Origin of the sequence: Leptospira noguchii serovar Panama str. CZ214 (assembly GCF_000306255.2) — a bacterium.
Lineage (GTDB): Bacteria > Spirochaetota > Leptospiria > Leptospirales > Leptospiraceae > Leptospira > Leptospira noguchii.
Genome location: NZ_AKWY02000019.1, coordinates 14034 through 40672 on the forward strand (window position 1 = coordinate 14034; position 26639 = coordinate 40672).

At 33.5% G+C, this 26639-nt stretch carries 15 protein-coding genes and 1 pseudogene; 9 read left to right on the top strand and 7 right to left on the bottom strand.

The features are described from left to right. Nucleotides 1-970: 970 nt before the first annotated feature. Nucleotides 971-1180, bottom strand: coding sequence for a hypothetical protein (locus tag LEP1GSC059_RS07665; protein WP_002176426.1), 210 nt, complete (start codon nucleotides 1178-1180; stop codon nucleotides 971-973). A gap of 648 nt (nucleotides 1181-1828) precedes the next feature. Then, on the bottom strand, nucleotides 1829-3166 hold the full coding sequence (locus LEP1GSC059_RS07670; protein ID WP_002176419.1) for an MFS transporter: 1338 nt from the start codon (nucleotides 3164-3166) through the stop codon (nucleotides 1829-1831). A 148-nt stretch (nucleotides 3167-3314) separates the two neighbouring features. Here LEP1GSC059_RS07670 and LEP1GSC059_RS07675 point away from each other — a divergent pair, with 148 nt between their 5' ends. From LEP1GSC059_RS07675 to LEP1GSC059_RS07690, 4 genes are all read left to right on the top strand, one after another. Beyond that, nucleotides 3315-3542: a (2Fe-2S)-binding protein gene (locus tag LEP1GSC059_RS07675; protein WP_002176430.1), complete on the top strand. Its 228-nt coding sequence runs from the start codon at nucleotides 3315-3317 to the stop codon at nucleotides 3540-3542. Then, nucleotides 3539-4207: a RibD family protein gene (locus LEP1GSC059_RS07680; RefSeq protein WP_002176436.1), complete on the top strand. Its 669-nt coding sequence runs from the start codon at nucleotides 3539-3541 to the stop codon at nucleotides 4205-4207. The genes LEP1GSC059_RS07675 and LEP1GSC059_RS07680 overlap by 4 nt, the downstream gene beginning before the upstream one ends. A 217-nt stretch (nucleotides 4208-4424) precedes the next feature. Next, nucleotides 4425-5057, top strand: coding sequence for a biosynthetic peptidoglycan transglycosylase (locus tag LEP1GSC059_RS07685; protein ID WP_002176406.1), 633 nt, complete (start codon nucleotides 4425-4427; stop codon nucleotides 5055-5057). Nucleotides 5058-5108: 51 nt separating this feature from the next. Further along, on the top strand, nucleotides 5109-5609 hold the full coding sequence (locus LEP1GSC059_RS07690) for a PaaI family thioesterase (RefSeq protein ID WP_036025185.1): 501 nt from the start codon (nucleotides 5109-5111) through the stop codon (nucleotides 5607-5609). 937 nt (nucleotides 5610-6546) lie between these two features. On the opposite strand, the gene LEP1GSC059_RS07695 is transcribed toward LEP1GSC059_RS07690, so the two are convergent. After that, on the bottom strand, nucleotides 6547-7464 hold the full coding sequence (locus LEP1GSC059_RS07695) for a cation diffusion facilitator family transporter (RefSeq protein WP_002176451.1): 918 nt from the start codon (nucleotides 7462-7464) through the stop codon (nucleotides 6547-6549). Nucleotides 7465-8728: 1264 nt separating this feature from the next. On the opposite strand from LEP1GSC059_RS07695, the gene LEP1GSC059_RS07705 reads away from it, so the two are divergent. From LEP1GSC059_RS07705 to LEP1GSC059_RS07720, 4 genes are all read left to right on the top strand, one after another. Beyond that, entirely contained in the window at nucleotides 8729-9742 is a 1014-nt protein-coding gene (locus LEP1GSC059_RS07705; protein ID WP_017213834.1) for a hypothetical protein, read from the top strand. Further along, entirely contained in the window at nucleotides 9727-10173 is a 447-nt protein-coding gene (locus LEP1GSC059_RS07710) for a hypothetical protein (RefSeq protein ID WP_017213835.1), read from the top strand. Before LEP1GSC059_RS07705 ends, LEP1GSC059_RS07710 begins: the two co-directional genes overlap by 16 nt. 28 nt (nucleotides 10174-10201) lie before the next feature. After that, nucleotides 10202-11926, top strand: coding sequence for a GMC oxidoreductase (locus tag LEP1GSC059_RS07715; protein ID WP_020980567.1), 1725 nt, complete (start codon nucleotides 10202-10204; stop codon nucleotides 11924-11926). A gap of 316 nt (nucleotides 11927-12242) precedes the next feature. Then, on the top strand, nucleotides 12243-16445 hold the full coding sequence (locus LEP1GSC059_RS07720) for an adenylate/guanylate cyclase domain-containing protein (RefSeq protein WP_036025204.1): 4203 nt from the start codon (nucleotides 12243-12245) through the stop codon (nucleotides 16443-16445). A gap of 888 nt (nucleotides 16446-17333) precedes the next feature. Here the strand turns inward: LEP1GSC059_RS07720 and sph (LEP1GSC059_RS07725) are convergent. Next, the gene (sph, locus tag LEP1GSC059_RS07725; RefSeq protein WP_017213838.1) at nucleotides 17334-19010 is read right to left on the bottom strand and encodes a sphingomyelin phosphodiesterase; all 1677 of its coding nucleotides are present in this window, start codon (nucleotides 19008-19010) and stop codon (nucleotides 17334-17336) included. A gap of 725 nt (nucleotides 19011-19735) precedes the next feature. Here sph (LEP1GSC059_RS07725) and LEP1GSC059_RS24130 point away from each other — a divergent pair. Then, nucleotides 19736-20405, top strand: a pseudogene (locus LEP1GSC059_RS24130) (LIC13197/LIC10919/LIC10469 family protein). Nucleotides 20406-20948: 543 nt separating this feature from the next. Here the strand turns inward: LEP1GSC059_RS24130 and sph (LEP1GSC059_RS07735) are convergent. From sph (LEP1GSC059_RS07735) to LEP1GSC059_RS07745, 3 genes are all read right to left on the bottom strand, one after another. Continuing rightward, nucleotides 20949-22622, bottom strand: coding sequence for a sphingomyelin phosphodiesterase (gene sph / locus LEP1GSC059_RS07735; protein ID WP_020980630.1), 1674 nt, complete (start codon nucleotides 22620-22622; stop codon nucleotides 20949-20951). A 1480-nt stretch (nucleotides 22623-24102) separates the two neighbouring features. Continuing rightward, complete coding sequence (locus tag LEP1GSC059_RS07740) at nucleotides 24103-24813, bottom strand: class I SAM-dependent methyltransferase (protein ID WP_017213842.1); 711 nt, start codon at nucleotides 24811-24813, stop codon at nucleotides 24103-24105. 233 nt (nucleotides 24814-25046) lie between these two features. After that, nucleotides 25047-26615 carry a GMC oxidoreductase gene (locus LEP1GSC059_RS07745; protein WP_020980581.1) on the bottom strand — a complete coding sequence of 523 codons (1569 nt, stop codon included), beginning with the start codon at nucleotides 26613-26615 and terminating at the stop codon, nucleotides 25047-25049. Between the last annotated feature and the right edge of the window lie 24 nt (nucleotides 26616-26639).

Here is a 26639-nt window from a genome sequence, read left to right on the forward strand (position 1 = left end):
GAATCCGGCTGCCGTAAGCAGCCGGACCGGGCTCTCAGCTCTGGTCAATAAATTGCATGCAGGAAACGTTATATAATAATCTTCTTTAGTTTTTAATTTATTGACCTCGCATCGATCCCTTTCGCGTAAAATTCTTTTAGTTTTTTGGGACAAGTTCTTAATAAATGCGAAATCGATTATTATGTTGAGTTTGAGGAAGTTTTTGTTGAATTTAGTAAGTAAAAACGTTTTAGTTTCACAAATGTGGGAACTCCTGCTTTCGTCGGGAATTTAAAGGCCTTTACTCAGAGTGATATAACAAAGTACCGGGCATTTTGCTTTAAAACAAAGTTTTGCAATAGAGTTTTTGAAAAATGAATTCTCCATCTATTTCTGTTTTATGGAAACGATCAATTCAAGCAGTTTTGTTAATCTGGACTATGGAATTTTTCAACAACTCTAATATTCAATTTTATAGGATCAGTGGACAAATTCTAAATTCAATTGATACGAGACAATGATGATCAGATCTACTTCAAAACTTTGAATGTAGGAACTCATGCAAAAATCAAATCACTAAAAATTTTCAAAAAGTAGCAAGTTGTATAAAAAAACGGTTCCTGTGGGAACTCACACATTTTATTAAGAGCTTGTCCCAAGGCCTCAAAGAATTTTACGTGACCATTCTTTAGAAATTTTTAATAAAATATAGTAGTTCCTACAATTAAGTCACATTTGGGAATTTGCAAATTTCTAATATTGTTTAATTTTTGTAGTAGTTCCCACATTTTATCAAACTCAGCAAACACCTATCGGTGTTTAGGTTTTGGGACAAGCTCTAAAAGTTATTTCGAAAATATCTTAAAACAATTGAAATCGGTATTTTAAACAAAGATAAAATATTTTCGAGATAGGATCTAAAAAATTTCTAAAGGAAGTACTTCTGTCTTTGGAGTTTTGGAACAATTTCTGATAAAATTTAGAAATTCTCTTATTTTTTGATTAAAAAATCACTAATGACCTTTTCTTGGGTTAGGTATTTTTTATTGAGATAAGAGATCGCTAAATTGATAAATCTTGGAACTTCTTTTCTCGCTTCCAACAAATCCAATTTCGTTTGAGTCAATTCGTCGATCGTAGATAGAGCTAATCTTCTTTGACTTTGATGAGATTCAAATTCGTCTTCGGTTTCAAAAGCCATCTTTTTTTCCTTATTGGAACACTCTATCAGTTACTTTAGAAAATCTTTATAAAAAATCCATTCCAAAGTTTTAAAATCAAATTTTTTTTATGTTCGATAAAGTGTGGTAGTTCCCACAAGTTACGTCGCATTATAAATTACAGATTTGTAAAATCCTTCTTTACGGTTTAATTTTCGTATGAGTTCCCACATTTGAAGTTTTAGAACAAAATCAAAAATGAGTCTTCCAATTAAATTTCTGGATAGAATTTTCACTTTAAAAACTGTTATCAAATTAAAATTCGTTTTATAAAAGCTACCTTAGAAATAATTTATTGCGCTTGATAAAAGTGAAATTTACAAGATTCTAAACTCGTCTTTGATGTAACATTTATGAAAATTAAGTTCATTCCATCCAAACTTATTTTTTTAAAAAAATTGGTGCTAAAACATTCAAAAAACCCGTATACGATTAGAATAAAACTATCTTTAAAAAATGCAAGTCATTCCCAATAGGAAAACTTCTAAGAATTTATCTTAACGTGAGTTGGGTGTAAAAAATAAAATGTGGGAACTCACACAAAAGTAACATTTTCAAGAAGTTAGTAAGATTTCTTTATAAGAATATGTAATAGTTTCCACAAAATTTATTTTATAGCTTCCTTGAATTCAAATTTCTTTATACTCTATTGCTGCTTGAATTCCTCTTTTTTCATCTACAAAAAAGTTGATTAAAAGAGAAACGATAAAGAAAATAGAGACTACTAAAAAGGAATTTCTTAAATCAAAAAGAACCTGTAAACCTCCTACGGCAACTAAACCGAATGCTGCGGCTATTTTTCCGGATAAACCCCAAAGTCCGAAAAATTCTCCTGATTTAGATTCCGGAGCGAAAAGACCTACAATCGCTCGGCTTGCGGATTGTGTGGCTCCAAGACCTGCTCCTGCAAATACAGTAGTTCCTACAAATACCCATTGTTTTGTAGTTGGGATTCCGATACCGGTTAAAAATGTTGTTAGATCTTCTACCCAATAAATCAATAGAAGACAGGCAACCCATAATAAAAGTGTAATATTAAAAGTTTTCTTTGCGCCTATTCTATCTTGAATAAAACCGAATATGATTGCACCGATTGCCGCAAAAAGTTGGATCAACAAAAACATAGCAATCTCGTGTTCTTTTTGAGTTTTAATTTCCTGAGCTCCATAAATAAAAGCGAAACTGATTACGATTCCAAGTGCCGCCATTGCAAAAAATAAAGACACAAGATACAAAGCCATATCTCTGAATTTATGGATTTCTTTCAGAGTGGAGATGACTCTTTCCACTCCGATTTTAAGATAAGAAAGTCCTTCCGGTTTTTCTTTTCCTGCTGTATATTCTCTTAAAAGAAGAAAGGTAGGAATTCCGGCAAACAAAAAGAAAAATGCTGTGTAAGGACCAACCATACGAAGACTACCGAAGTTCTCTATCGTTTTTGGACCCAAAGTGTTGACTAACGCAACCGCCGCGATTCCTCCAAAGTATCCAATCCCCCAAGCATAACCGGAAATTTTACCTAGATCTTCTTTCGGTCCTAAATAAGGAAGAAAACTGGAAGCGAAATTTTCGCCGGATGCAAAAAAGAAATTAGAAAAGATGATTAAAATAAACGCTAAAAAATATTGCCCCGGAGCAATTACGAACCAAAGCGCGCCTGTTGAAATGATACAAAAAACGTAACTATAAAATAGAAATTGTTTTTTCCGCGCGGAATAATCTGTGATTGCTCCGAATATTGGACCCGTTACAACTACCAAAAGATAGGAAATTGCAAGCGCAATTGACCAAAGAAGATTTCCGTATTCGAATGGATTTTCTTGGTTGGAAGAAGCCGGGACTACCAATTGGCTGAAAATAATTCCGTAAGTTACACTAATGATGACTGTCGTATAAGATGAGTTCGCAAAATCGAACATACACCAGCCGAGAATTTCTCGAAATGGGGCTCTTTTAATGTCTTGCATGGTTTGCCTTTCTATTTTTGATCAGAAATTTCGAAAGCTATTTTTTTGAAAACAGGGTGTCAAATGAAAACCGTAAAAAATTTCTCTTGCATAGGATTTTCGAATCTTTAATCTGAATGAAAGACCTCGTCCAATAAAATAAAAGAATATGGATTCCTCCTTTTTTAATCAAGTTGATCTCTACCAACTCATGCGCCCTCGAAAGGTTTGTGTATGCAACCAAATTTCCGAAGAAGAAATTTTGACTTCTATCCGAAATGGAAACGATACACTTCAAAAACTTATGGATGATACCGGTGCTTCAACTGGCTGCGGAACTTGCTCCAATACAATTCTTAAAATTTTAGCCAAAGAACTTAAAGTTTCGAAAGAATGAATTCTCTTCCAAACGTATCCATCAATATGGCTATGACTTTGGACGGGAAGGTTTCTCGCCCGGATGGAAAGTGGTATGGACTTTCTTCCAGAAACGATAAAAAAAAAATGGATGAAATCCGCTCCAAGGCGGAGGTTTTAATTTTAGGAAAAAATTCAATTTTAAACGACGATCCTGTAGTACATCTTCGTTATGTTGATAACGCTCAAGATCCTCGTCCTGTGATTTTAGTCAGGTCCGGAACGATTCCGAAAGATAAAAAAGTATTCCGTTTTTCTAAAGAACTCCCTTTGATTTTTTGTTTAAACGAGAATCATCATTTGATCCAAGAAAATCTTTCTTCTTGCGCGCAAATCATTCCCATTTTAGGAAATGACTTGAGTCCTTTAGAAGTTCTCAAGGTTCTTTCCGAAATGGGTTATAAGGAGATTCTTTTAGAAGGTGGACCCTCTTTGAACGATTCTTTCTTTCGGTTGAATTTAGTTTCTAGAATTTATATTACGATCGTTCCTTTTATAATCGGAAAAAAGGATCTTCCTTCCATTACGGGCGGACATGAGGAATATTTTGGTTTTGATTTAAAAAAATGGAATTTGGTTTCTTCGAAAACATTAGAAAATGAAATTTTTCTAATTTATGAAAATGAGATTTTAATTCGGTATTGAGATTTTTTTAAATCTTGTAAAATGTCAAGTTTCGTTTCTTGGGCTAAATTTTTTTAAGATACAATGAATAGAGTTGAAAAATTAATTTGCTACTTAGTTTCTGTTTTATGGAAACGCTCGATTGAAGCAGTTTTTTTAATTTAAACTATGAATTTTTTCAACAACTCTAATACAAAATGAAAAGAAGTATAGTGAAACAAATTTGGTGTGAGTTTTTATGAAACAAAAAGATTCCTTTTATACTTTTTGTTTAAAGTTTCTTCTGATTTTTTTTGTAGTGGTTTTGATTTACGAACAATTCTTTCCGGAAAAAAAAATTTTAATACAACAAGATCGACTGGTTTATTTACCGGATCAAAAGAAATCTGTTCCGTTAGAATTGGAATGGGTGTTACTTTCTGAGATTCCTGAGGAATGGATTTTTTATACCGTTCAAGTGGAAGACAAAAGATTTTATTCTCATAAAGGTTATTCTATTTCTGATATTCATTCTAGTTTAATTTCCTCCGTTTTGTTTTTTAGGAAAATTAGAGGCGCAAGTACAATCACACAACAGTTGGCCCGAACTCTTTTTTTGTCTCGGGAAAAATCATTCTCTAGAAAATGGAAAGAAATTCAAATTGCTTCCGCGTTGGAAGATGAACTCGGTAAGAATACAATTTTAGAATACTATATCAATAGCGTTTACTGGGGAAGAGGAATGAACGGATTGAATCAGGCTTCAAGGTATTATTTTAAAAAGAAACCAACTGATTTGAAATCCAATCAGTTTAAGGCGTTGATTCAGATTTTAAAAAAACCGGATGCTTACACTCGAGAAGAAGTGATTTTACTTTCAAAGAACTTATAAATTATTTTTCGAAAACAATCAAAAATCTTAAATCTATGAAAGAATGGGAGCATAAATATGTCGGTTTCTGTAACACAAGCGTGGAGTGATATGAACAAGATGGCGGATAAAATGTTCAAGGAATATGGGCTTACTCTTGAACTTCCACCTAAATCATTCCAAGAAATGAAAGCTGAGTTCGTTGAATTTGAACCTCCGAAAAGGCTTGTGGTTCGAATTCCTTATGACGCTCGTTTTACAAATCCGGTTGGGATTTTTCAAGGTGGAATGCTTTGTACCGCTTTGGATAATACATTTGGTCCTCTTTCTTATCTTGCGGCCAAAAGACCCTGCGTTACAACCGATTTGTCCACTCAATTTTTTAGAACCTTCTCGCTAAAAGACGAATACGTTTTGATCGAAGCAAAGGTTGTTTCTAAATCTCCAGCTATGATGACTATGCAGGCAGAAGTTAGAAATCCTAAAAACAAACTCGTTGCAATCTCTACTGCAAGTGTTTTGATTTTACAGGAATCGATGTTAAAAAGAATGACGAGTAAACAAGAAGATTAAAATTTTTGAATTTACTTTTTGCTTTAATTAAGGGCTATCTCAAAAGTATTTTATCTTTTTCTAAATGCCAATTATTCTAAAATATTTTAGACGTCGTATGGAAAATTTTAGAAATATAAAATATACTAATATGCTTCTTGGAATTTGCGATTTCTGGCAAAGTTATAATTGTCTTCGAAATTGGTGAGTTTACTTCCTGGAAAGAATCTAATTTTATTAAATGAAATATAGTTTTGATATTAGAAAATCTATATAAAAACTAAAAGAGATCGTCGTTCAATCAAATGTTTGTATAAAATTGCCGTTTTGCAGTTATCGCAAAAATAAAAAAACTACTTTATCAATGAAGTTTTTATTAGAAAAAATTATGCCGTTTGAACGTATAAAAACGATACTTAAATTTTACGAACAAATTGTATAAAAATCAGTAGTGCGGGTTGTTTATAATATTATCTGATTTGCGCGCAAATCACTGTTTGAATGTGAGCTGGTGTAGGAAAATGGGGGAAGGGTTTTTCAAAAATGTGAGTTTTACAATTTGTTCGTAAAATTTCGATTTGCGGTAGTTCCTACAAATTAAGTCACATTGAGAATTTTTAAACATTTACTTTTTATAATTTAGTTTTCGTAGTAGTTCCTGCATTTTCAAAATCTATCTGTAAAAAATGGATTTGTAAGAGTTCCCACATTTTATCTTTACAGAAAATTCGGGTTTTATAGGAGGAATCTCTTACATCGAATTCACGTTGTTTTAAAACAGAAATTATCTATCAGGTCGGTTCTAAGTAACTTGAGTTGGTATAATCAATGCGAAAGCGATTATAATGTTAAATTAAGGAAAATAACATTGGGTTTTTATTTTCCCAAATTTTCTTACTATAAAATAGTATTATTTTTATTGAATGTACTAAAATGAAAAGTGGTTCTATGCAAAATGTCAGTTACAATCGATTTGTTCGCAGTTTTCTCTTTCTTCTTCTGTTTCTAGTGTAACGTGTTCAATTTTTAAGCCTTTTAAAATTTCTCTTGCTTTTGACTTTATAATTCTCTGATGTTCGAAAGTAAGGTCGTTTTTTAAAACGAGGTGTGCCGTAAGTGCGTTTTCAGTGGTACTTAAAGACCAAATATGAATATGATGAATATTTAATACACCCTCTATGGATTTGAGTTCTTTTTCTACGATTCTAGATTGTATTGTTTCCGGTGTGGAATCCAAGCTTAATCTTAGACTTTGCCTGAATAGAGGAATATTACCGTAAAGAATCACCGATCCCACTAAAAGGCCAACAATCGGATCGATCCAAAAAAATCCGAGCCACTGGATCAACAAACCGGAAACGATTACACCCAGAGATACCAATCCGTCCGCGAGAAGATGCAAATAGGCGCCTTTCATGTTGATATCTTGGTCTTTGCTTTTATGAAATAAAAAAGACGATGAAAAATTTACCACAACACCTACGAACGCTACTATAGCAATCATACCGCCTGGAACGGAGCTAGGTTTAGATAACTTTTCAATCGATTCGAATACAATAAAACCCACGGTTCCAAAAATAAGAATGGAATTGAGTAGGCTTACTAAAATTGTAGATTTTTTCCAGCCGTAAGTAAATCCAGGAAAAGGTTTTTTCTCTTGCAACTTAATTGCGATCCAAGCCAGTAACAAAGAACTTACATCCATTAAGTTATGGCCCGCGTCTGAAAGTAAGGCGAGAGATCCTGACGTTAAGCCGATTCCGGCTTCGATTCCGGCGTAAATTAGGTTAGCGATCATTGCAATGATAAGACTTTTACCCGCACGGGAGTTGTGGGAATGATCGTGAGAATGGTTATGCGAATGATGATGTCCCATGAGTTGTTGTAAACGATATAGTTCTCAGATTAGGGAAGCTACAAGTTTGTAAACTGAAAAATAGGTTCTTTGTTGAGAATCGATTCTCTGGAAGAAATTTTTTTCGTCGTCTGAGTAGAAAACTTTCTCTTATATATTCTATTTTTATAAAGTAATTTGTAAACTTTCATTTTATTAAAATTCGTTTTAGAGTCTTATTTTAATTTAGTTATAGTCTTTTTATTAAAATATAATCGAGTTATTCAAAAATTTCATAGCGACGATTAACAAAACTGTTTCAATCGACCGTTTCCATAAAACAAAAACTAAGTAGAAAATTAATTATTCAACAATTCTATTATAAATATTTTTTGGTATAAATTTTAAGAGAAATCTATCGTTGAACGCAGAATTTTATTCACTCTATTTTTATAACTCTGAGTAAGACTTATAAAAATAGAGTTGTTCAAAAATTTCATAGTGACGATCAATAAAACTGCTTCAATCGACCGTTTCCATAAAACAAAAACTAAGTGGAAAATTAATTATTCAACAATTCTAATCATATTGTGAGTTTGTCTAAAAAATTAAAACGTAGATTTTTTAAAAAAAGTGATCATTTGGAAATACGTGCGACTATAATCTATCTTTGCTTAAAATGTCGATTCCAATTATTTTAAGATGGCTTTTTCTGATTTCTATAAAATTAAGTGCCGCGAATTTTAATCGTAAAACTTTGTTTCAATATGAAATATTGGGAATTTATTATATAGCTCTGAGTAATACTTTTTTTAAAAATCTACAGTTTAGTTTTATACGTCTTTCTAGTAAAACCGGTTTTGGTAGAATGGATAACTTGTTTGACGTTTTAAGAATATTCCGGTTTTGAAAGTTTATTTTGTTCTTGAGAATCAAAGTTTCTCTAAATCCGATGTGTTTAAAAAAACGTATTTATATGAACTGATAGTTATCTATATGACGTGCACCTAATATTGTGCACTCGAACGTATTTTTCTGATAAGGATTCTTAATACTTTTTTATATAACTCTGAATTGGTTATAAACTGATCCTGCATAGAAGTAAGTAGTATGAATTTTAAGATGAATTTCCCGTTTAGAGGGGAATTTTGAACGATTTATTTCAGGCCAATCCGCATTCTTAAAATATCAATGTTTTGAAATTCAAACTTTTGATTTCAAACTACTTTAAAAAATATCTAGAAAGTCATCTGAAACCGAAACAATTGTTGCAATTGTTACTAAAAAAAGTATTCATTGTCGATCTATGTCTTGGAAGAAGTTGGTTTTATACGTTTCAATTTTCTCAATTCTACTATGTCACGGTTTAAATGCGTATCAAGAGGACGGACATTTTTATACGGTTCAAACTGTTTTAAATAACTTTCAGACTTCTTCTCCACTTACTAAAGAAGAAACTGCGCTCGTCGCTTTTTGCACTCAGCTGCCGGATGAAGTTCCAGAATTGGATGCGATTTCAGTATATCAAAAGTTTGCTCTCAAATATCCTTTGGATTATACTCGTTGGGTTTTTACGGATCAGGGTTCTCCCGAAATTTTAGGTAGAATGGCCGAAATACAACAGTTGTTACACGGTTTAACTGGCGGGAATAGCGAACATCTACGAAATGTTGTCATTGTAACGTTAGATCGATTGCGCACCGAGCTTACTTCTAAAAAGGAAAAGTCTCCAGAAAAATTATGTGCGTTAGGTTTTGCTTTTCATCTTTTGGGAGATTCATTCGCACATCGTAAATTACTGAATTCTAAAAAGATGTATCCTACGGGTAGAGGTCACGCTTCGGATATGACCTTGCCGGATCATCCGGTTTACAACGATGATAGAGTTTTAGAATGGGAAAAGTATGCAAAAGGGATTCCTGGTTTATTTCGTTCCGATTTAAAAGAAATTGTAATTAAAGACGACTTTCAAAAAGCCAGAAAACTTACCGGAAATAATTATCCTTGGCACTGTATTTTTGGAAGAAAATGCGAGGATAGACTGAGAAAAATTCTTTTGCATCGATTGAAAGAATCCGATTCTTTTCCGAAATACAATCCGATCCAGAAAGACCGTTATCCGGCCGCCAACTGTCAAGAATACGTTCAAAGAGTGGTGGAACAAAAAGATATTCCTTTTACTCCCGATTGTGGTAAGTCTTGGAAAATTTATAAACAAGTTTCTTTGGACGTTTGGAAACGTCTCGGTTACTTTCAAGACGAAAACTCCCGTAAACAAATCCAACTCTACGGCGGAGACGACTTATGGCAAAATCTTTGAGTAAAGTGGACCAAGAAGAACACCCTCGTAAAAAAAGAAAAAGAAAAGTAAAAAAGAAATCTATCTTTGGGGAAGTATTGATCGTATTTGCAGGTTTTCCGATTTTGATCGCTTGGATTTCACTTCGTACTTTCTTTTGTTGGGGTAATTTGAGTTATACGGGAGAAGCTTTTTGTACCGTTTCCGGTGCAATCAATCCACTCCTTTTGGTTTTAACTTCAGTTCTAATTTTTTTGACGTTTGTGGACCTTCATAAATTGGGAGATGAACTAGAAGAATTACCTAAATGGTCTTCGAAGCGGATTTATAAAGGGTTTCGATCTCTGGAAAAAGCGGATAAACTTCATTTTCTATTTTCGTTTGTTTCTTTTTTAGGAGCTTTGGTCATTGGCTTGTATCTTCTAAATTATTTTGAATTTAGTTTATTTTAATATATAAATATTATTATTCGGGGTTGTCATGAAAAAGTACGAAGCGGTCGTGATTGGTACTGGATTTGGTGGAGCCGTGAACGGTTGTAGGCTGAGTAAAAAATGGCCAGGTAAGGTTTTGATTCTGGAACGTGGAAAACGTTATCCAAAGGGTTCTTTTCCTCGTTCTCCTCACGATATGTCTAAGAATTTTTGGAATGTTCCCGAAGAGAACAGCTCTAAAGTTCGTCCTAAAAAACTTTCCAAATTAAATCAAACTGGTTTATTCGACATTCGAAATTACAAAAATATGGACGTGGTCATTTCTGCCGGACTTGGTGGAGGTTCTTTGATTTACGCGAACGTATTTTTAGAACCTCCGGATTATATCTTTGATGAGCGTTGGCCTGCAAACGTAAAAAAGAAAAGTTTAACACCATATTATAAAATTGTAAAGGAAGTTTTAGGTTCTAGGCCAATTCCTTTAAACAATGATCCTCGTAGAGAAATTGTTAGAACGGTTCTTTATCAAAAGTTTGCAAAACACGCGGGCAGAGAATCTAAACTGGCGGACATCAACGTATTTTTCGGAAACGATTTTAAAAAACCGACTCCGATAGGACTTCAGGAAAAAAATAGATACGGAGCTGTTCAGACTTCTTGTACGTATTGTGCGGAGTGTGATATAGGATGTAATACTCATTCTAAAAACACTTTAGATCTAAATTATCTTTTTGTTGCGGAAAATAAGTACAAGGCGGAAGTCAGGACGGAACATTTGGTTCAAAAGATTGTTCCTCTTGGTCCAGATGGAAACGACAATTCTTCTTATCACGGCGAAAACGGTTATCGTGTTTATTTTAGGGATCTTTCTGGTCAAAAAAGAGAACTGGTCTCTGTGTTTACAAAACGAGTTATAGTTTCCGCGGGCACGTTAGGAAGTACTGAACTTCTTTTAAAGTGTAAGGAAGAATTTAAAACCCTTCCAGACATTTCGGATTATTTAGGAAAACAATTTTCAGGCAACGGGGATTTTTTATCTTTTGCGATCAAAGGAAAGGAACCTGCTAATCCGAATTATGGCCCGGTGATCACTCAATATACCGATTATAATTTATTTAAGAGTTATAATCCTAAAAGGGCTTTTATACTTCAAGACGCGAGTTATCCTGTTTTTGCATCTTATTTTGCTGCAGCATCTGTTCCATGGTTTTTAAGAATTGGATTTTTCTTTCATATGTTTATAGAACTTTTTAAAAGATTTCTTAATGGAAAAATTTTTGGAAAGATAGGTTATCTGATGGGCGAATTGTTGAAAGGAGATCTCTCCTATACTTCAGCAGTGTTATTATGTATGGGAATGGATAGAGCGGACGGTTCGATGGTTTTAGATCGTAAAAAAAACCTTCAAGTTCAGTGGCCACAAAAGGATAACATGCCTCTTTATGAAGCCATTTTAGGTGTGATGAAGGATTTTGCTTCGTTTATCAAAACTGATTTTTATTTTCCACTTCCAACTTGGTCTTGGCCGATTCGAAATAACGTTTCCGTTCATCCACTTGGTGGTTGTATTCTCGGAAATTCTAAAACTGATTCTGTAACATCTTCGGATTCTAAAACTTTCGGACAGGTTTTTTCGTATCAAGGACTTTACGTTGCGGATGGAAGTCTTTCTCCTACTGCAATTGGAGCAAATCCTTCTATGACTATTGCTGCTCTTTCTGAAAAAGTCGCTGAGGGAATTACAGGAATCAAACCAACTGCCAATCTTTAGTTAGGATGTGTATAACTTCAGAATGTTGAATGTGGGAACTCATACGTTTTATATGTATTTGGAAATCAGATGAGGAGACGTAATTTGTGGGAACTACTGTGAAGTTTAATAATAAAAAGATAACGTTCTCAAACTATGCAAAGAGACGTAATCAGTGGAAACTACCGCATTTTGTTAAAAATTTACTGAATGATTTGAAACGATTTTGCTTGGGATTTTGTTATAAATCTTTAAGTCATATCGATTTATCTATCAGGCTTGCAAAATTGAATACACGAAAATAATATTCGTTTTTAGGATTATTATGAATAACACAATGGAATCTTTCAAAGACACACTGGAATTGATCAGACCTTATTTACCTTCCGGGATTGTTCGAAGGCTGGCGGATTTTGGAGAACCGAGACTACAGAGGTCTCAGTCTTTTGAGGGAGCCATTTTGTTTTTTGACGTTGTGGGTTTTACTCCTACAACTCTTGCATTGGCTGCTAAAGGTACAAGGGGAATAGACGCTTTACAAACTGTTCTTTCCAATTATTATACAGGATTGTTAAAACATCTCAGTGAATGGGGAGGAGCTGTTTATCAATTTGCTGGAGATTCTGTTTTAGTCAGTTTCGAAAAAAGAGAAGGAGAAACTGCCGAGGAGGCTGCGCTTCGTGTCGCAAATTGTGCATTAGGAATTTTTAATTCGATTTCAGAATATAGTTCCAACGAACTTTTAGGAGAAACCGTAAATCTCCCAGCTCGAGTTGGTTTAGCTTATGGAGTATATCAAGAATTTATATTAGGGGAACAGGACCGGTTTTTAAGGGCCGTGATTGCAGGACCTCCCGTGGATCAATCTATTGCCTCCGAAAAACAAGCGTTAGGTGGAGAAATAATTCTAAGTTCGAGTCTTTGGAATCTTCTTCCCGATTCTAAAGTAGGTGAGAACGTAAATTCAGATTTTTTTCGTTTAGTCGATTGCGAAAAATGCGAAAACCCACTTCCACCTCCTTCTCGTTCCACTACGGAAGAAAGGTTTTCCGACGAACGTTTCTTCAAACGTTGTAGACGTTTTATTGTTCCAGAATTGTATCAAAGAGTGACAAGTGTTCACAAGGCTTTTTCTGGAGATTATAGAGAAGTAGCTTCTGTGTTTGTACGAATCGACGCACCTTTGGAGTCACATACCGATTCCAAAAACTTCAATGACTTCTTTATTTATGTTCAAAGTGTTGCTGCTTCCTGTTCGGGAACTTTTGTACTTACAGATCTTTCCGATAAAGGAGGAGTTTTTAGTATTTTATTTGGAGCCCCCGCTGCTTTGGAAAATAAAGAAGCTCTTGCTGCTCGGTTTGCGGTTCGACTGATGGAAGGTGCTTCCAATTATTCTGCGGCCAAAAATTTACAAATTGGTATTTCGACTGGAATGGCTTATTGCGGAGATTTAGGCGCGCCTTTTAGAAAGGATTTTACTGCCATCGGAGAAATGATGAATATCGCCGCGAGACTTGCGACTCTTTCAGGTTATAGCGGAATCCTAATTGATTTTCAGACGAAAAGTAAATTAGGAAAAAATTTCTCCTTTCACGAAGTGGGCGACGTAGAACTCAAAGGTGTAACTGGTGCCAAGAAGATATTTCAACTAACGTCTGAGCAAAAAAATATTCCAGGACTTTTGATCCAGTATAAGGATAAAATGATCGGAAGAAAGGAAGAGATCGATCGCCTGCATAAGATGTTAGATTCTTCTATAGAAAAAGGAGGGGTGGTTTGTAGAATTATTGCGGATGCGGGTCTTGGTAAGTCTAGACTAACCAATACGTTTATTGATCAGGCATACGATCGTAACGTAGAAATTCTGATCGGTTATTGTTATCCCTACGAAAAATTTACTCCGTTTTATCCTTGGAAGGAATTATTAAGTTTATTTTTAGGAATTTTCGAAGATGATTCTAATGAAACAAGGGTTGCTAAGGCCGAAAAAGTATTAGTAAATTTGAATTCTTTTGATATCGCTTGGGCAAAAGCGTTAGTTGCTTTGATGGGAGTTCCCGTAGAAGAAGATCCTCTAACTAGGGAAATTGATCGAAAACAAAAGAATGAAAGACTTTTTGAAATTATCATTTCCTTATTACAGGAACGTGCAAACCAAAAACCTTTGATGCTTGTATTTGAAGACGTTCATTGGATTGACGAACTGTCCACCCGTCTTTTGGAAAAACTAGCGTTCCGATTGTCTGAAATGAAAGTTATGCTTCTTCTTGTGTCTAGACCCGAAGGACAATTTGCAGAAGACTCGGTTTCTCCGAACGAAGAATTGATTCGTTTGAAAGAATTCAAACCGGAGGAAGCAAAAGATTTTCTGATTCATAAATTTAAACTGGATACAAGCCAGGAGGAATTTTTAGATCAGATTCTCAATCGATCCAGTGGAAACCCATTCTTTCTTGAATCCATCGTACACAATTTAATTGAAGAAGGAACTCTTATAAAATTAGAAGATGGAACATTATCACCTTCCGATAAAACCAGAGATATTCAAATTCCGAATACGTTAAACGACGTTTTACTCGCTCGTGTGGATCGTCTTCAAGAAAGAGAGAAAATCGTTTTAAAAACAGCTTCTGTAATAGGTCGTTTGATCAACGTTGACACTCTCAATCATTTATTACCTGTCGAATTCCGTTCGCAAATTGATAATATTCTTCAGAGTTTGGAAGGGTTGGATCTGACTCCTCTCGAGGTTACAGAACCTCTTACATATATATTCAAACATATCGTAATTCGAGATATTGTTTATAATACTCTTTTGCATTCTACCAGAGAAGATCTTCACAAGAAAATTGCTTCGTTTATCGAAAAAGAAAATGAAAACAATTTAACAGAGATGGCTGACATTCTTGCGTTTCATTATCAGCAGTGTTCGGATTTTGAAAAGGCTTCTAAATATTCTCTGATGGCAGCTCGTAAAGCTAGAAGTAAATACGCAAATAGGGACGCCATTTATCACTATGGGAAAACGTTGGAAACGCTTTCTCAGTTTGAAAAAACGAAAAGTGAAACATATTACGAAATCAAGTTAGAACTTGCTCACGTTCATCGTCAGTTCGGTGAATATTCGATCGCCGAAGTTCTTTTTAAAGAATGTTTGGAAAATAAATCTACTCTCAATTTGATTCGTTCTTATACAGGACTCGGTCAGGTTTATCAAGAGCAGGATGATATTACTCGCGCAATGGAAACCTTGGAAAACGCATTAAGAATTACTGGAATTCGTCCGCCTGGAAGTAGACCTGATACCATCCTTAAGATCGTATTACAACTTACTTTAGTTCTTAGATTCTCTTTTTTTGGCCCTTCTTATACTTCTTCTAACAAAGCGGAACGTTTGAAACTCAGATGTATTATTTTAGCTACATTAGCAAAAATGTATATTATGAAAGACGTAAAGAAATTCGGTTGGTCTGTGTTTACTCAATATAACGCGACTCAAAGATTTAAAGATCCTGTTCGTTCTTCTCTTGCAGAATGTGCCCTCGGTCAAGTTTTTGTGGGAATGAATTTGTTCGGACCTTCGAAACATTTTTTACTAAAGGGAAGAGAACTCGCCGAGAAAACTGGAGATCCTTACGCGAGAGCGATCAGTCTTTTGGTACAAGGCGGATACTATATGATGCTCAATCGTCCTGAATTAGGACTTCCATTTCTTCAAGATTCGATTTCTATTTATCGTCAAGTCGGAGAGAAGTGGGATCTTTTATCTGCGCTTTCTTCCAGTGGATTTCTCTACTATTTTCAATCCGATTTTAGAACCGCAAAACAATACTTTGACGATATTGGAGAAATCGCTAGCGATTTAGGCGCTCAGTTGCAACTTAGATGGACTCGCATTTGGTCTCCGTATTTCGGTTATCTTTTAGGAGAGGTAGAACCCCTTGAGCTTGAAAAAAAATTGATCGTGGAAGTGGAAAGAGCCGCTTCGGAAAACGACGTCATGAATGAACTTTCCACTATCAATAAATTGTTGAAGCTTTCTATTTTGGAAGGTTGGCCCGAAAAAGCGGAGTTATGGGCTAAAAGAAGTTATGCGGGATTTCTAAAATGTGAAGTGAAATTTCCTCAACTTCAAATTGGAAACATATATCTTGCAGAGGCTGCATTGTACGTGCAAAAGGAAAACGGAAATAAGAGCCTTACTAAGATTATCAACTACGGACTTAAAAATGGGCTGAAACTTGGAAAATCACTTCCGTATTTGTACGGTCCTTCTTTGGTTCTAAAAGGAAAGTTATTGTTTTATTCTGGAAAACGTAAAAAAGCAGAAGCTATTTTTAAAGAGGCAGAATCTTTTCTTTCTAATACTCAAAATCGTTGGGAGTATGCTACTGCGTTATATGAAATCGGTGAACTTCTTGGCGACACAGAACGTATTTCCACATCTAAAAAAATTCTCCACGAATTAGGGGCAAAGGCAGATCTGAAGCGATTAGAAGAAATTTCGGTCGTAAAAGAAACTACACGGATTTCTTGAATTCGTATGTGATATCCGTTCGAGTAAAATTTAAAATTCTAATATTTAAAAACTTACCCCGTTCCGTGCTATAATTTTCTTCTGAATGAAAATGACGGCCAAATTGTTGGCGTTTGGAAAGTTATTTTAAACTTACTATATGGATTTTAAGTGAAGCCAGATTATACGATTGTATTTAAAGCCGTCCCATACGAACCCGATCGAAATTTCAAAAAATAATCGAATTTTTCCCAGATATCAATTTTTATTATCATTCAATTATATGCGAAAAAACAAATAAATTAAGAGAATATAAATTTGAAATCAGTGAAGAACGGAGGTTTTTTCAATTTCTAATAGGCAAGAATTCTTATTAAGAATGGAAGCCAACGGTTATCATTCTAAAGAATTCCAAAACGAAGATGTATATTTTAATGTATAGAGAAAAATTTTATTTGAAATCACTGCACTCGGAATCTCGGCAAAAACTACACTTAAAGAAATGACCATAAGAATTTTTGAAATTACATTTTGTAATTTCAAACCTATACTTAAAATCAGACTTTCTAACTATATCATTACAGAATACCAAACGAAATTTCGAGATCTTTTTACAATCTCAAGAATGTGACGCGTGTCCGTGGTATCACGGGCATCAGAAACCAACTGATCTAAAAAGTGATTGCTACAAGGATGAGTAGAATATCCGTCCAAAACGTTTGTTATATACCTTTTAGTTTAGAGATTAAAAAAGGAATATTAAGTTTTTGTGTTTTATTTGGCTTTAATGGTATTTAAAACGAGACCGAATCAATTGTTTCTTTCTTATGATCAATTTTTATGTAAAACAATTCTATTCGACTTCGTTTATAAATTCGAAATCGAAAGATTAATTCCTTTTTGTAAAATCTAACGATAAATTAGATCCTTGCTCCAATCTCTTTCAGGCAAGGTATTTAATTTAACGATAAAGTATGAATTTGGTTGGGCATTTGTGTACCAAAGATAGATATAATCTTTCCAACTTCCACTCTCCCAAACTGCAAGAAAGTAATAGTATTTCCCGTATGTATCAAAGTCTTTGAATACGACTAAACTTCCGTCTTCTAAACAACCTTGACGTACTATTATCATTTCGAGCAGTTTGGAGCCGCTGTCGAACTTAGGGTAATAGGCATAATTACCAGCTCCTCCTTGAAGCCACCAAGTCCAAAAGTAATTTAAATATTGAGAAGATTCTATTCTTACACGCCCACCTAACATGCAAAAGGTGTCCGAGTCAGGATCATATTCTTGCAATAAATTGAATTTCGTAAATTCTGTTCCTTTTTCTTCTACGAGTCCATCCGCTTTCAACCATCCGTCTGGTCTATTATGATCCGTTTGTACCGCTTTTCCGGTATATTTAGCTATTAAGGAAACTTGATCGTATTTTCTTCGATGCCCGGACTTTGTGGGGGTAGAAGAGTTAGCATAAACAAAACCATAAACTGGGAAATGATCGGAAAATTCGTAACTTGTATATCCGTTTTCTCTTTTCCAAGTAGTTGGTGAAATTGGATCATACGCTAAATTCTGCCAAACTGGAAGTTGAAAGTGTTTTTTGGAAATAAGTATATATTCCCCGTAATTTGAGGTTCGATTCCAAGAATAATGGGTGTTATTGTAAGCGGCAATTTTGTTTTTTTGAGTATCCCATGTAAAAGGAATTCCTGCATAATTTGGTTTGTTTACTTCTAAAATATTAAGCATATTATTATATTCTGATTTATTACTTTTGTTTACATTTAAACTTCCAGCAATCAATAAGATCTCTTTGTTGGATATATGTCTCGAATCGATGAACTCTTTGATTTCATTAAACTGATTGTTTCTTACATTCACTCCCAAATCAGAACAAGCCAAATCCTCCGATTGAGTATCGGTTCCTACAATATGAATTATCTGATCTCCTTTTTTAATTTTTACGTAAGCAAATCCTTTATTATAGAATGTGTCATTACCACATCCATGATTTTTAAAGATGTATTGTATTTTTTCTTGAATGGGCCATTTACTTAAAACTACAACCCCGCCGTTGTTGATCTGTGGTTTAAAATCTCCGAGAGTTCGATCCCAGTCGTCTTTAGTTTTTCCGATTACGCCAGTTTGAACTGGATATTCCAAGCTAAGATTGTTTAAGATTATATTTCGTGCGTTTGTATCAAACGCTCTGCTGAATACGATAATGTCTTGGTTTTTTATAAATTTTGATTTTCCAAGAAGTTCTACCCTTTCTTCCTCTTTCCAAAATCCGAAATATAGATCTTCTTTTGGATATAAGAAAAGATTATAACTGAGAATATTTAAATTTGTTTCTGGTTTTGGTGGAATGATCATTCTGGTTGGTTTAATATTTTCCAATTCAAAGTTTAGATTCGTATTTTTATTAAATAAATATATTTTAATATTTTTATATTCTAATGTATAATAAAATGTACAATTTAAAGGAAATAAAAATGGCAGAATACTAATTAGAATATTTTTATGTTTAAATTTGTTTGATTTTTTGCATTTGTTTAGAGTGGAATTTCGCTTTGTTTTCATATAACATTCTCCATGTATAATTTTGTTGTCTTTTATATTGTTCGAGAGCTATATTAATAGAATGTCCAAAATTTCGTCTTTAAACGGGAAATTTAGATCAAAATTCATGGTAATCTATTTTATAGAAATCAGTTTGATTCAAAATTTGGAAAGTGACATTTTTTAAAAAATTTTATAAAGATAAATCTTTATACACTGCTTGTGTAATTAAATTTAAAACAAATTAATTTTTTGTTGGCGTAATTGGATTTGAAATGAATTTGTTTTGTGTAAATTATTTAATATTCTAGATTAATTAAATTGCATGCCAATGTGGAATCGATTATTATATTGCGCTCCAACTTGTAGGAAGTTATATGCTTTAACTAAAGCGACTGGTTTCATTTAGTTGGAAAAAACAATGGATGTCTTCCTTAAACTCAGTACGTTGCTGCTAGAATGGCATTTAGAGAATCTTTGCATTGAGTTTTTATTTGCCAAGATTTTCTTACGCCGAAATTATATTAGTTATAGTAAATTTCTATAATAAAGTTGTTGAAAAATTCCATAATTCAGATTAACAAAACTCATTCAATCAACCGTTTCCATAAAACAGAAGTAGATGTTGAATTAATTTCTCAATAACTTTATTATATTAAAAAATTTTACGAACGTTTTAAGTTTCGAAAATTTAATTAGAACTTTTTAAAACAAATTTTTTATACCCGAAAAGGAAAGACAAATTTATGAGTGATCAAAGAGAACAAATCATCCAAGAATGGAGTGCAAATCTGGATCCGATCCGTTTTACGAATCGGGAAAATGGAATCAAAGAATGGCTCGTTCAAAACAACACAAAACGATTTTTGACCCGCACGGAAGAATTACTTTCTTCTCTTCCTAAAGAAGAGATACTCCATGAATTTGTTTCCGGAATTAACACTGCTATTCAATTTTGTGTCGAGCAAAACAAGATTGCGGCTTTGGATTTTTCTTGGTATTATGGCGGAGATCCCATCGATGTTGCATACGCTTATGCACTCGATTCTTGCAAGGACCAAGGAAAATTGAGTAAAAACAGATCTCGGCCCGAAAGAAATTCCCGGAATTGAATCTGATCTGAAACATGGAAGTTTATTGGAAGATGGTTTTTCGGAACTCCCCGTTGATCGAGCGATTAATCTTTGGGTGGAAAACTTAGATCCACACGTTCAAAAAGCAAAAGATAAAAAAGAACTTCCATTTGATGCAGATGACATCTTGGTCGATCTATTTCAAATATGGAATTATCAAATCGGTTTAGAAGCTTGCAAAAACATTTCTTTAGAATTCCAAGATATTTTGAAAAAAAGAAAACCATTTTGGATTACTATGTCGCAACACGAGAGATGGGCAGTTCCGATCGGTTTGATTTGATTGTATTTGAATAAAATACCTCTGAGAGTTTGTTCTAAAACTTAAATATTACTAAGATTTAATGATAAGAATTACTGAAAGTTTTACGAGTGAACGAATATAACCTGTATAAAATTTAGTAGATTATTATAAAATTCTTAAGCATTATTATTTATGCCTTGCGAGAATAGGATAACTTCTTAAAACAAATCGAAAGATGAGTTTCAACATGGAAAGGTGAATGTTGGGTTTCGGTTTTTTAATTTGACATTGGCTCTTAAATTAAAGTTCGACTTGATAAAATTCACTTCTTTGCGGTGTACTTCTTAAGTTTTTATAAGTAGCGAATTAGCTTTAAATATATTAAAAAAATAAATATTATATAAATAAATTATTCCTATATGTTTGTATTAAAAAAATGAATAGAGTTTTTTCAAAAAAATCTATCTACAAATGATTTTATCTATTTTTTTTAATGAAAAAAGAAAGTTAATTTTTCAACAACTCTATTAAACTAGAAATTTAAAAAAGAAGCGAGAAATCATCTCGCTTCTCAATAAAAGTTTAACGATAGATTAAATCTTTGCTCCAATTTCTTTCCGGTGTTCTATCTAAGACAACACGAAATTTAGAAGCGTTATGTGCAACCTTATCCCAAAGATAGATGTAATGCATCCAATGTCCCATTCTCCACGATTCAAGATAGTAATAATCATTTGAAATCATGTCGTAATCACGTAACCAAAAAATTCCAGATTCTAAACATCTGTCAAAAGGGACTTCAATTTCAAGACTTTTAGAGCCATAATTGAACTTTGGGTAGTAGGCATAGTTGCCACCGCCACCTCTTAGCCAATACGTCCAAAAATAATTTAGATATTCAGAAGGTTCGATTCGAATTTTTCCTCTGCCACTAATACAATCTGGATTTGAATCTAAATCTCCTTCTTGCAATAAATTGAATTTTGAAAATTTAAGCATTGTTGGTTGGCCTTGATAGTAATTAGAATTTTCCTCAGCTTTTAACCAACCATCCGGTCTTTTAGGGCTGGCTTGAATTCTACGAAATGCAGAATCTAAAATTATAACGTTATCGTATTTTCTTCTATGTCCAGACTGAGTAGGTGTGGAAGAATCTGCATAGGCAAAACCATATACTGGATAGTGGTCGGAAAATTCGTAATTTGTGTATCGATCTGATTTTCTTCTCCATGTAGTTGGAGAAATAGGATCGTAAGCCAAGTTTTGCCAAACAGGTGGTTGAGAATGATTTTGTGAAAGTAGAATATACTCTGTATATTGTTGTGTTTTTTTATCTGAGTTAATAAAAGCCGTAAGAGCATTTTTCTTTGGGTCCCATGTAAAAGGAATTCCCGCATAATGAGGGTTAGTTGCTTCTAGTATATAAAGCATACTTTCATAATATGCTTTTTCCTTTTTATCTACATTCAGACTTCCAACAATCATTACGGTTTCATTTTGTAATATTTGTTTTAAATTAATGAATTTTCTGATTTCAGCAAATTGATTTTCCCTAGCGTTATCTCCTTTATCGATACATCCTGTATCTTGGGATTGAGTATCAGTTCCCAGAATGTGAATGATCCGACTTCTTTTTTTAATTTTCACATAAACAAATCCTTTGTTGTATTGTGTGTCGTTGCCACAACCATGATCATTAAAGATATATTGTATTTTTTCTAAGATGGGCCATTTACTTAAAACTACAATACCTCCATTGTCAAAGGATGAATTTTGTCTGAAAGAACCTTGAGTATCGTTCCAGCCATCTTTGGTTTTTCCGAGCACATCTGTTTGATCTGGATACTGTGGCCGAAGTTTATCTAACAGAATTTTTCTTGCGTTATCATGAAAGACTCCTTCAAACACAATTACGTCTTGATTGTTTACAAATTTTGAATTTGCAAGTAATTCTGCCCTTTTTTCTTGTTCCCAGTTCCACCAGTTATAATGTTCTTCTGAATATAAAAAAAGGTTGTAAGTGAGTACATTTATATCTCCATTATCAACTTCTTCTATGTGTCTTTTGAAATTATGGTTTTGGAATTCTATACTTTGACTTTTTGAAGTTAACAAGAGAGACATTAATAAATTATTATATTCAGATTGTTTATCAGGCAAACAATTAAATAAAAATATAAAACAGGTCATAATAAGTCCCCAGGTTTTAGATTTTTTCTCTTCTTTTTTTTGCAATATATTTCGCATTGTTTTCATACACATCTCCATTCTTAATTTAGTTGTTTATGATAGGTTACAAAGTTCAAAGAAGATAGTAATTTATTAAAAAAATATTTTTATAAACATACATTATAAAGTTTCTTTAGTAATAGATCCAAAGGAAGCCTGTTTCTTAAGAAATTATAAAAATTGAATGAATCTATTTTCGAAAATCAAAAAAATTTAATACGAATTTTAGGTTTTATCTAAAAATTTTAGAAAATAGATCAAAATTAACTTTCATAAATGCCAAAAACCCGTGTGTTTTAAAGCAAAGATTAGCTGCAGGAGCCTGTTCTCGCTTTGGGCAAGTTCTTATAATCTTTTGGAAGAATGTTTAACGAGAAATAGAAAATTTTCTAAACTTTTAGAATTTAATTTATTTTCGAAGTTTAGATTAATTTTGCAAATATGTTTAAAAGTTATCTTAAAAATATTTGTCCAAAAACCTCAAAGAATTTTGCGCGATCATTCTTTAGAAATTTTTAATAAAATGCAGTAGTTTCTACATTTTGATGTTTCGGGACAAGCTCTTACTACTGGACGCATAAATAGAATACTTAGATTAGATTGTTTCAATAATTTGAATGTTTTATCCATGCTCTAAAATAGAGCAAATCCCGCATTTGCGTTATTTTTTTTAAATAACTCTATTTTTTCCCAAAATTCGACCGTTAATAACTTAGTATCATTTTTATGTGTCCGAGTAGTAATAAAAGAAAAATAAAGTATTTTTGAAATAGAATATAACAATAAATTATTATATTAAATTTTTTATTATATATTGTTTTATGTTTTTAGAATATACTTTTAATTTGAGAATTGAATAGTTTCAAAATGTTTTTAGACCTTTCGATAAATTTAAAGATTTTTATATTAGAAGTTTGATTTTTTCAAAAGTAGTTTTAGATTTTCGTAATTTACCGCTAATTCGATGTAATAAGTTTTTTTCTTAAAAAAGTTGAGATTTGAACTTTACAGATCGATTCTTAAAATGTGGGAACTACCGCATAAACATTAGTATGGAAAATTTGTTTTAAACTTTAATATGAACCTATGCGACGTAATCTGTGGGAACTACTGCAAACTTAGATTTTACAGTAAAATTTTCAAAATGTGGGAACTCATACTTTTAGAAAATTCTTTCTCATTTTCTTGCGGTGAACTTCAAGTTAATTTATAGGAACAAATACTTTGTAATTTCTAAATGTAATAGCGTGAATTCGGCTTAGGATCACTTTTACGATCTATAGTAGTTCCCACAGATTCAGTTTCATTTCGGTTCAACCTGTGCTGTGGTTTTGAAACATGTTTTCTTTGTAAAGTAATTGTAGTAGTTCCCGCATTTTCAATTCTATCTACAAATTGAATCGACTCATATGAAAAGATATTTTGCTTTTCTTTTTAGATAGATTTTTTCTGGTTTATAACATTAAAAATATATTATATTTTAATAATTTAATTTTTATAAGTATTTTTATTTTGCTTTTTTTCCTATGAAGAACGCAATTGCACCAATTACATACAATTCATATTCTTTAAAATTTTCTTTCAGAGCCGCTTCTAAATCTGGGAGAGTGTCTTCCGCATTGTGAAAAACTCCATTTCGGTTTAATCGTTTCATTCCTATTCTAGATAAAAAATGGGTTTGGCCTAGATCGTATAAACCAGTGGACCCAAAGATTACACCTTCCGGTTTGCAGATTTCTAAAAGATTTTTAAATGCGGTGGAAGCCTTTTTGCGAATCGGCCCAGGAACACAATGGAATAAAAAACTCAACCCGATTGAATCAAATTTTTCTGTTAGACGAATTGGTTCTAGTATGTTTGCTCTGTAGGCTTTGAATTGTCCCGCGATATTGGAAAGTCTTCTTCTAGATTTGATCAGAGTGTTCGGATTTAAATCCATTACGGAGATGGTTGGTTTTTCTATGGGAAACTTTGCTTTTTGTAAAAGATAACCAGTTCCTACTCCTATGTCCAAATGATTGCCGCTTACATTTTTACTATATAAATCGATCATGTTTTGAGGAGAACAACGCCAAAACCATTTGCTAATGATGTGCAAAACGATTAGATCATAAAACCTCAAAAAACTAGGAGTATAAACCTGTTGTCCTTCAATAATTTCTTTGCTATACTGATTTTCAGACATACCAAGATCGATATATAGTTCATCTTGTTGCATATTTTATCCTCTTTTATGTTTGGAATTCACCGATAAGGGAACGATTTATTTCCCAACTGAATTCTTCAAGTAAATTCTAAAAAATATATTAGAGTGTTCTTGTATTCAAAAAATATGTAAGATTACTCTTACTCAAAGTTATATAATCGAGACCCTGATTTTTTTATTCAAACAGTATTTTATGATAAAATTCATGATATTTAATATCATGAAACACTACTTTGTGTGCCGGATTATAATCCGGCACAGATGGAAGCTGCAGTATGTTCGGCTACGGCGGAAATTGTCATTACAGGATGAAATCCGATCGAAGAAGGAATTACAGATCCATCGGCGATGAATAAATTTTTATAACCGAATACTTCTCCTGTTTCAGATACAACTCCTTTGTCCGGATTAGCGGCGAGAATACAACCTCCTAAAGAATGTACTGAGATGATTCGATTGAATAACAAAAAGGTAGCTAACGGACCAAACTGTCCGCCATAAGCGTCCCCTATTTGTTGCATAGAAGTGGTCATGTTCTGAATGAGAGTTTGGTTTTCTTTAGAATATTTCCACTTTACATCTATGTTTTTACCTCGACGTACGATTTTTCCGTTTGCGTTGTCTCTTCCGATGGCGAATAGATTTGTCATATAATTTGGATTACCCGCTCCCGGAAGACCAGGTGGTAAGGGTTTGGAAAGTAATCCTTTTTTAAATACAAAAGGAAGAATCCATTTCAAACTTTTCCAAAAGATAGGGCCAATCAGTTTTAAAAACCAATTCGGTTTAGCAATTCCTAATGAAGCAAGTACTGCCATTACAGGTTGGTTGAACGTAGGCGCTGCCATTGTAAATTGAAATCCTTGCGGAAAATAATTGATTACGGTAGTCACATCCGGTCCGTCCCAAGGTATGAGTTCATTTTTACTCGATTCTATTCCGCCTAAAAAGTCCCCATTTCCAGAATATCCTTTTCCGAGTTGTTTGCTTAGATTTGGTAAGGTCTTGTATCTGTCTCTGCTATTGAAAAGGATTCGATTGGTTCCTAACGTTCCTGCAGAGAGTATGACTCTTTTTGCATATACAGATTTTTTTTCTCCGGTTTCTGTATTTTCATAGTAAACTACATAACCGTTTTGAGAATCCGGAGCAACATGAGATACTAAGGAATTAGTTTGAAACGCGGCACCGTTTTTTTTAGCGTCTGCAATATAATTAAAGTCTAATGTATTTTTGGCTCCGTAATTACATCCGAACTCACATTCCGCACAACGTATACAAGTAGATTGTCCCGGTCTGGAAGGTTTTAACCAACTTGCGGCTGCGTCCGGATCAAAATAAGTATGTCTGTTTAATTCCGCGGCGGCTTTAAATTTATTTCTTTTTGGAAGATCCCATTCTGGTGGAACCGGTTTTACATCGAATTTAGAGGCCACTTTATCAAAATAAGGATCCAAATAATTTCTGTTAAACGGAGCTGGCCAACGAGGATCTTCAAAAACCTTATGGTCGGGGCGAATGTGAATGTTCGCGTAGATCAAAGAACCTCCACCTAAACCGGAGGCGGTTACGGTTCCGAGTCCGCTAAAAAAGTTGAGTTCGTATAAACCCAAAGACTTTTTCTTTTTAGGATAACGCCAAAGAAGATTGTCTACTTTACGTACGTCCCTTGGAAAATCTCCGGGAGAATATTTTTTTCCCCTTTCTAAAACAAGAACCTTTTGACCTTTTTCTGAAAGTCTTAAAGCGCTAATGGAGCCACCAAATCCGGAGCCAATTACAATTGCGTCGTAATGAATATTATCTTTTGACATATTTTCCTGTAAAATAAAATTATA

Excerpts from the sequence above, each read along its gene's own strand:
- LEP1GSC059_RS07705 (WP_017213834.1), top strand. The coding sequence starts at position 8,729 with ATGTCTTGGAAGAAGTTGGTTTTATACGTTTCAATTTTCTCAATTCTA.
- LEP1GSC059_RS07685 (WP_002176406.1), top strand. The coding sequence starts at position 4,425 with ATGAAACAAAAAGATTCCTTTTATACTTTTTGTTTAAAGTTTCTTCTG.
- LEP1GSC059_RS07665 (WP_002176426.1), bottom strand. The coding sequence starts at position 1,180 with ATGGCTTTTGAAACCGAAGACGAATTTGAATCTCATCAAAGTCAAAGA.
- LEP1GSC059_RS07740 (WP_017213842.1), bottom strand. The coding sequence starts at position 24,813 with ATGCAACAAGATGAACTATATATCGATCTTGGTATGTCTGAAAATCAG.
- LEP1GSC059_RS07670 (WP_002176419.1), bottom strand. The coding sequence starts at position 3,166 with ATGCAAGACATTAAAAGAGCCCCATTTCGAGAAATTCTCGGCTGGTGT.
- sph (WP_017213838.1), bottom strand. The coding sequence starts at position 19,010 with ATGAAAACAAAGCGAAATTCCACTCTAAACAAATGCAAAAAATCAAAC.
- LEP1GSC059_RS07720 (WP_036025204.1), top strand. The coding sequence starts at position 12,243 with ATGGAATCTTTCAAAGACACACTGGAATTGATCAGACCTTATTTACCT.
- LEP1GSC059_RS07675 (WP_002176430.1), top strand. The coding sequence starts at position 3,315 with ATGGATTCCTCCTTTTTTAATCAAGTTGATCTCTACCAACTCATGCGC.
- sph (WP_020980630.1), bottom strand. The coding sequence starts at position 22,622 with ATGAAAACAATGCGAAATATATTGCAAAAAAAAGAAGAGAAAAAATCT.
- LEP1GSC059_RS07695 (WP_002176451.1), bottom strand. The coding sequence starts at position 7,464 with ATGGGACATCATCATTCGCATAACCATTCTCACGATCATTCCCACAAC.
- LEP1GSC059_RS07710 (WP_017213835.1), top strand. The coding sequence starts at position 9,727 with ATGGCAAAATCTTTGAGTAAAGTGGACCAAGAAGAACACCCTCGTAAA.
- LEP1GSC059_RS07715 (WP_020980567.1), top strand. The coding sequence starts at position 10,202 with ATGAAAAAGTACGAAGCGGTCGTGATTGGTACTGGATTTGGTGGAGCC.
- LEP1GSC059_RS07745 (WP_020980581.1), bottom strand. The coding sequence starts at position 26,615 with ATGTCAAAAGATAATATTCATTACGACGCAATTGTAATTGGCTCCGGA.
- LEP1GSC059_RS07680 (WP_002176436.1), top strand. The coding sequence starts at position 3,539 with ATGAATTCTCTTCCAAACGTATCCATCAATATGGCTATGACTTTGGAC.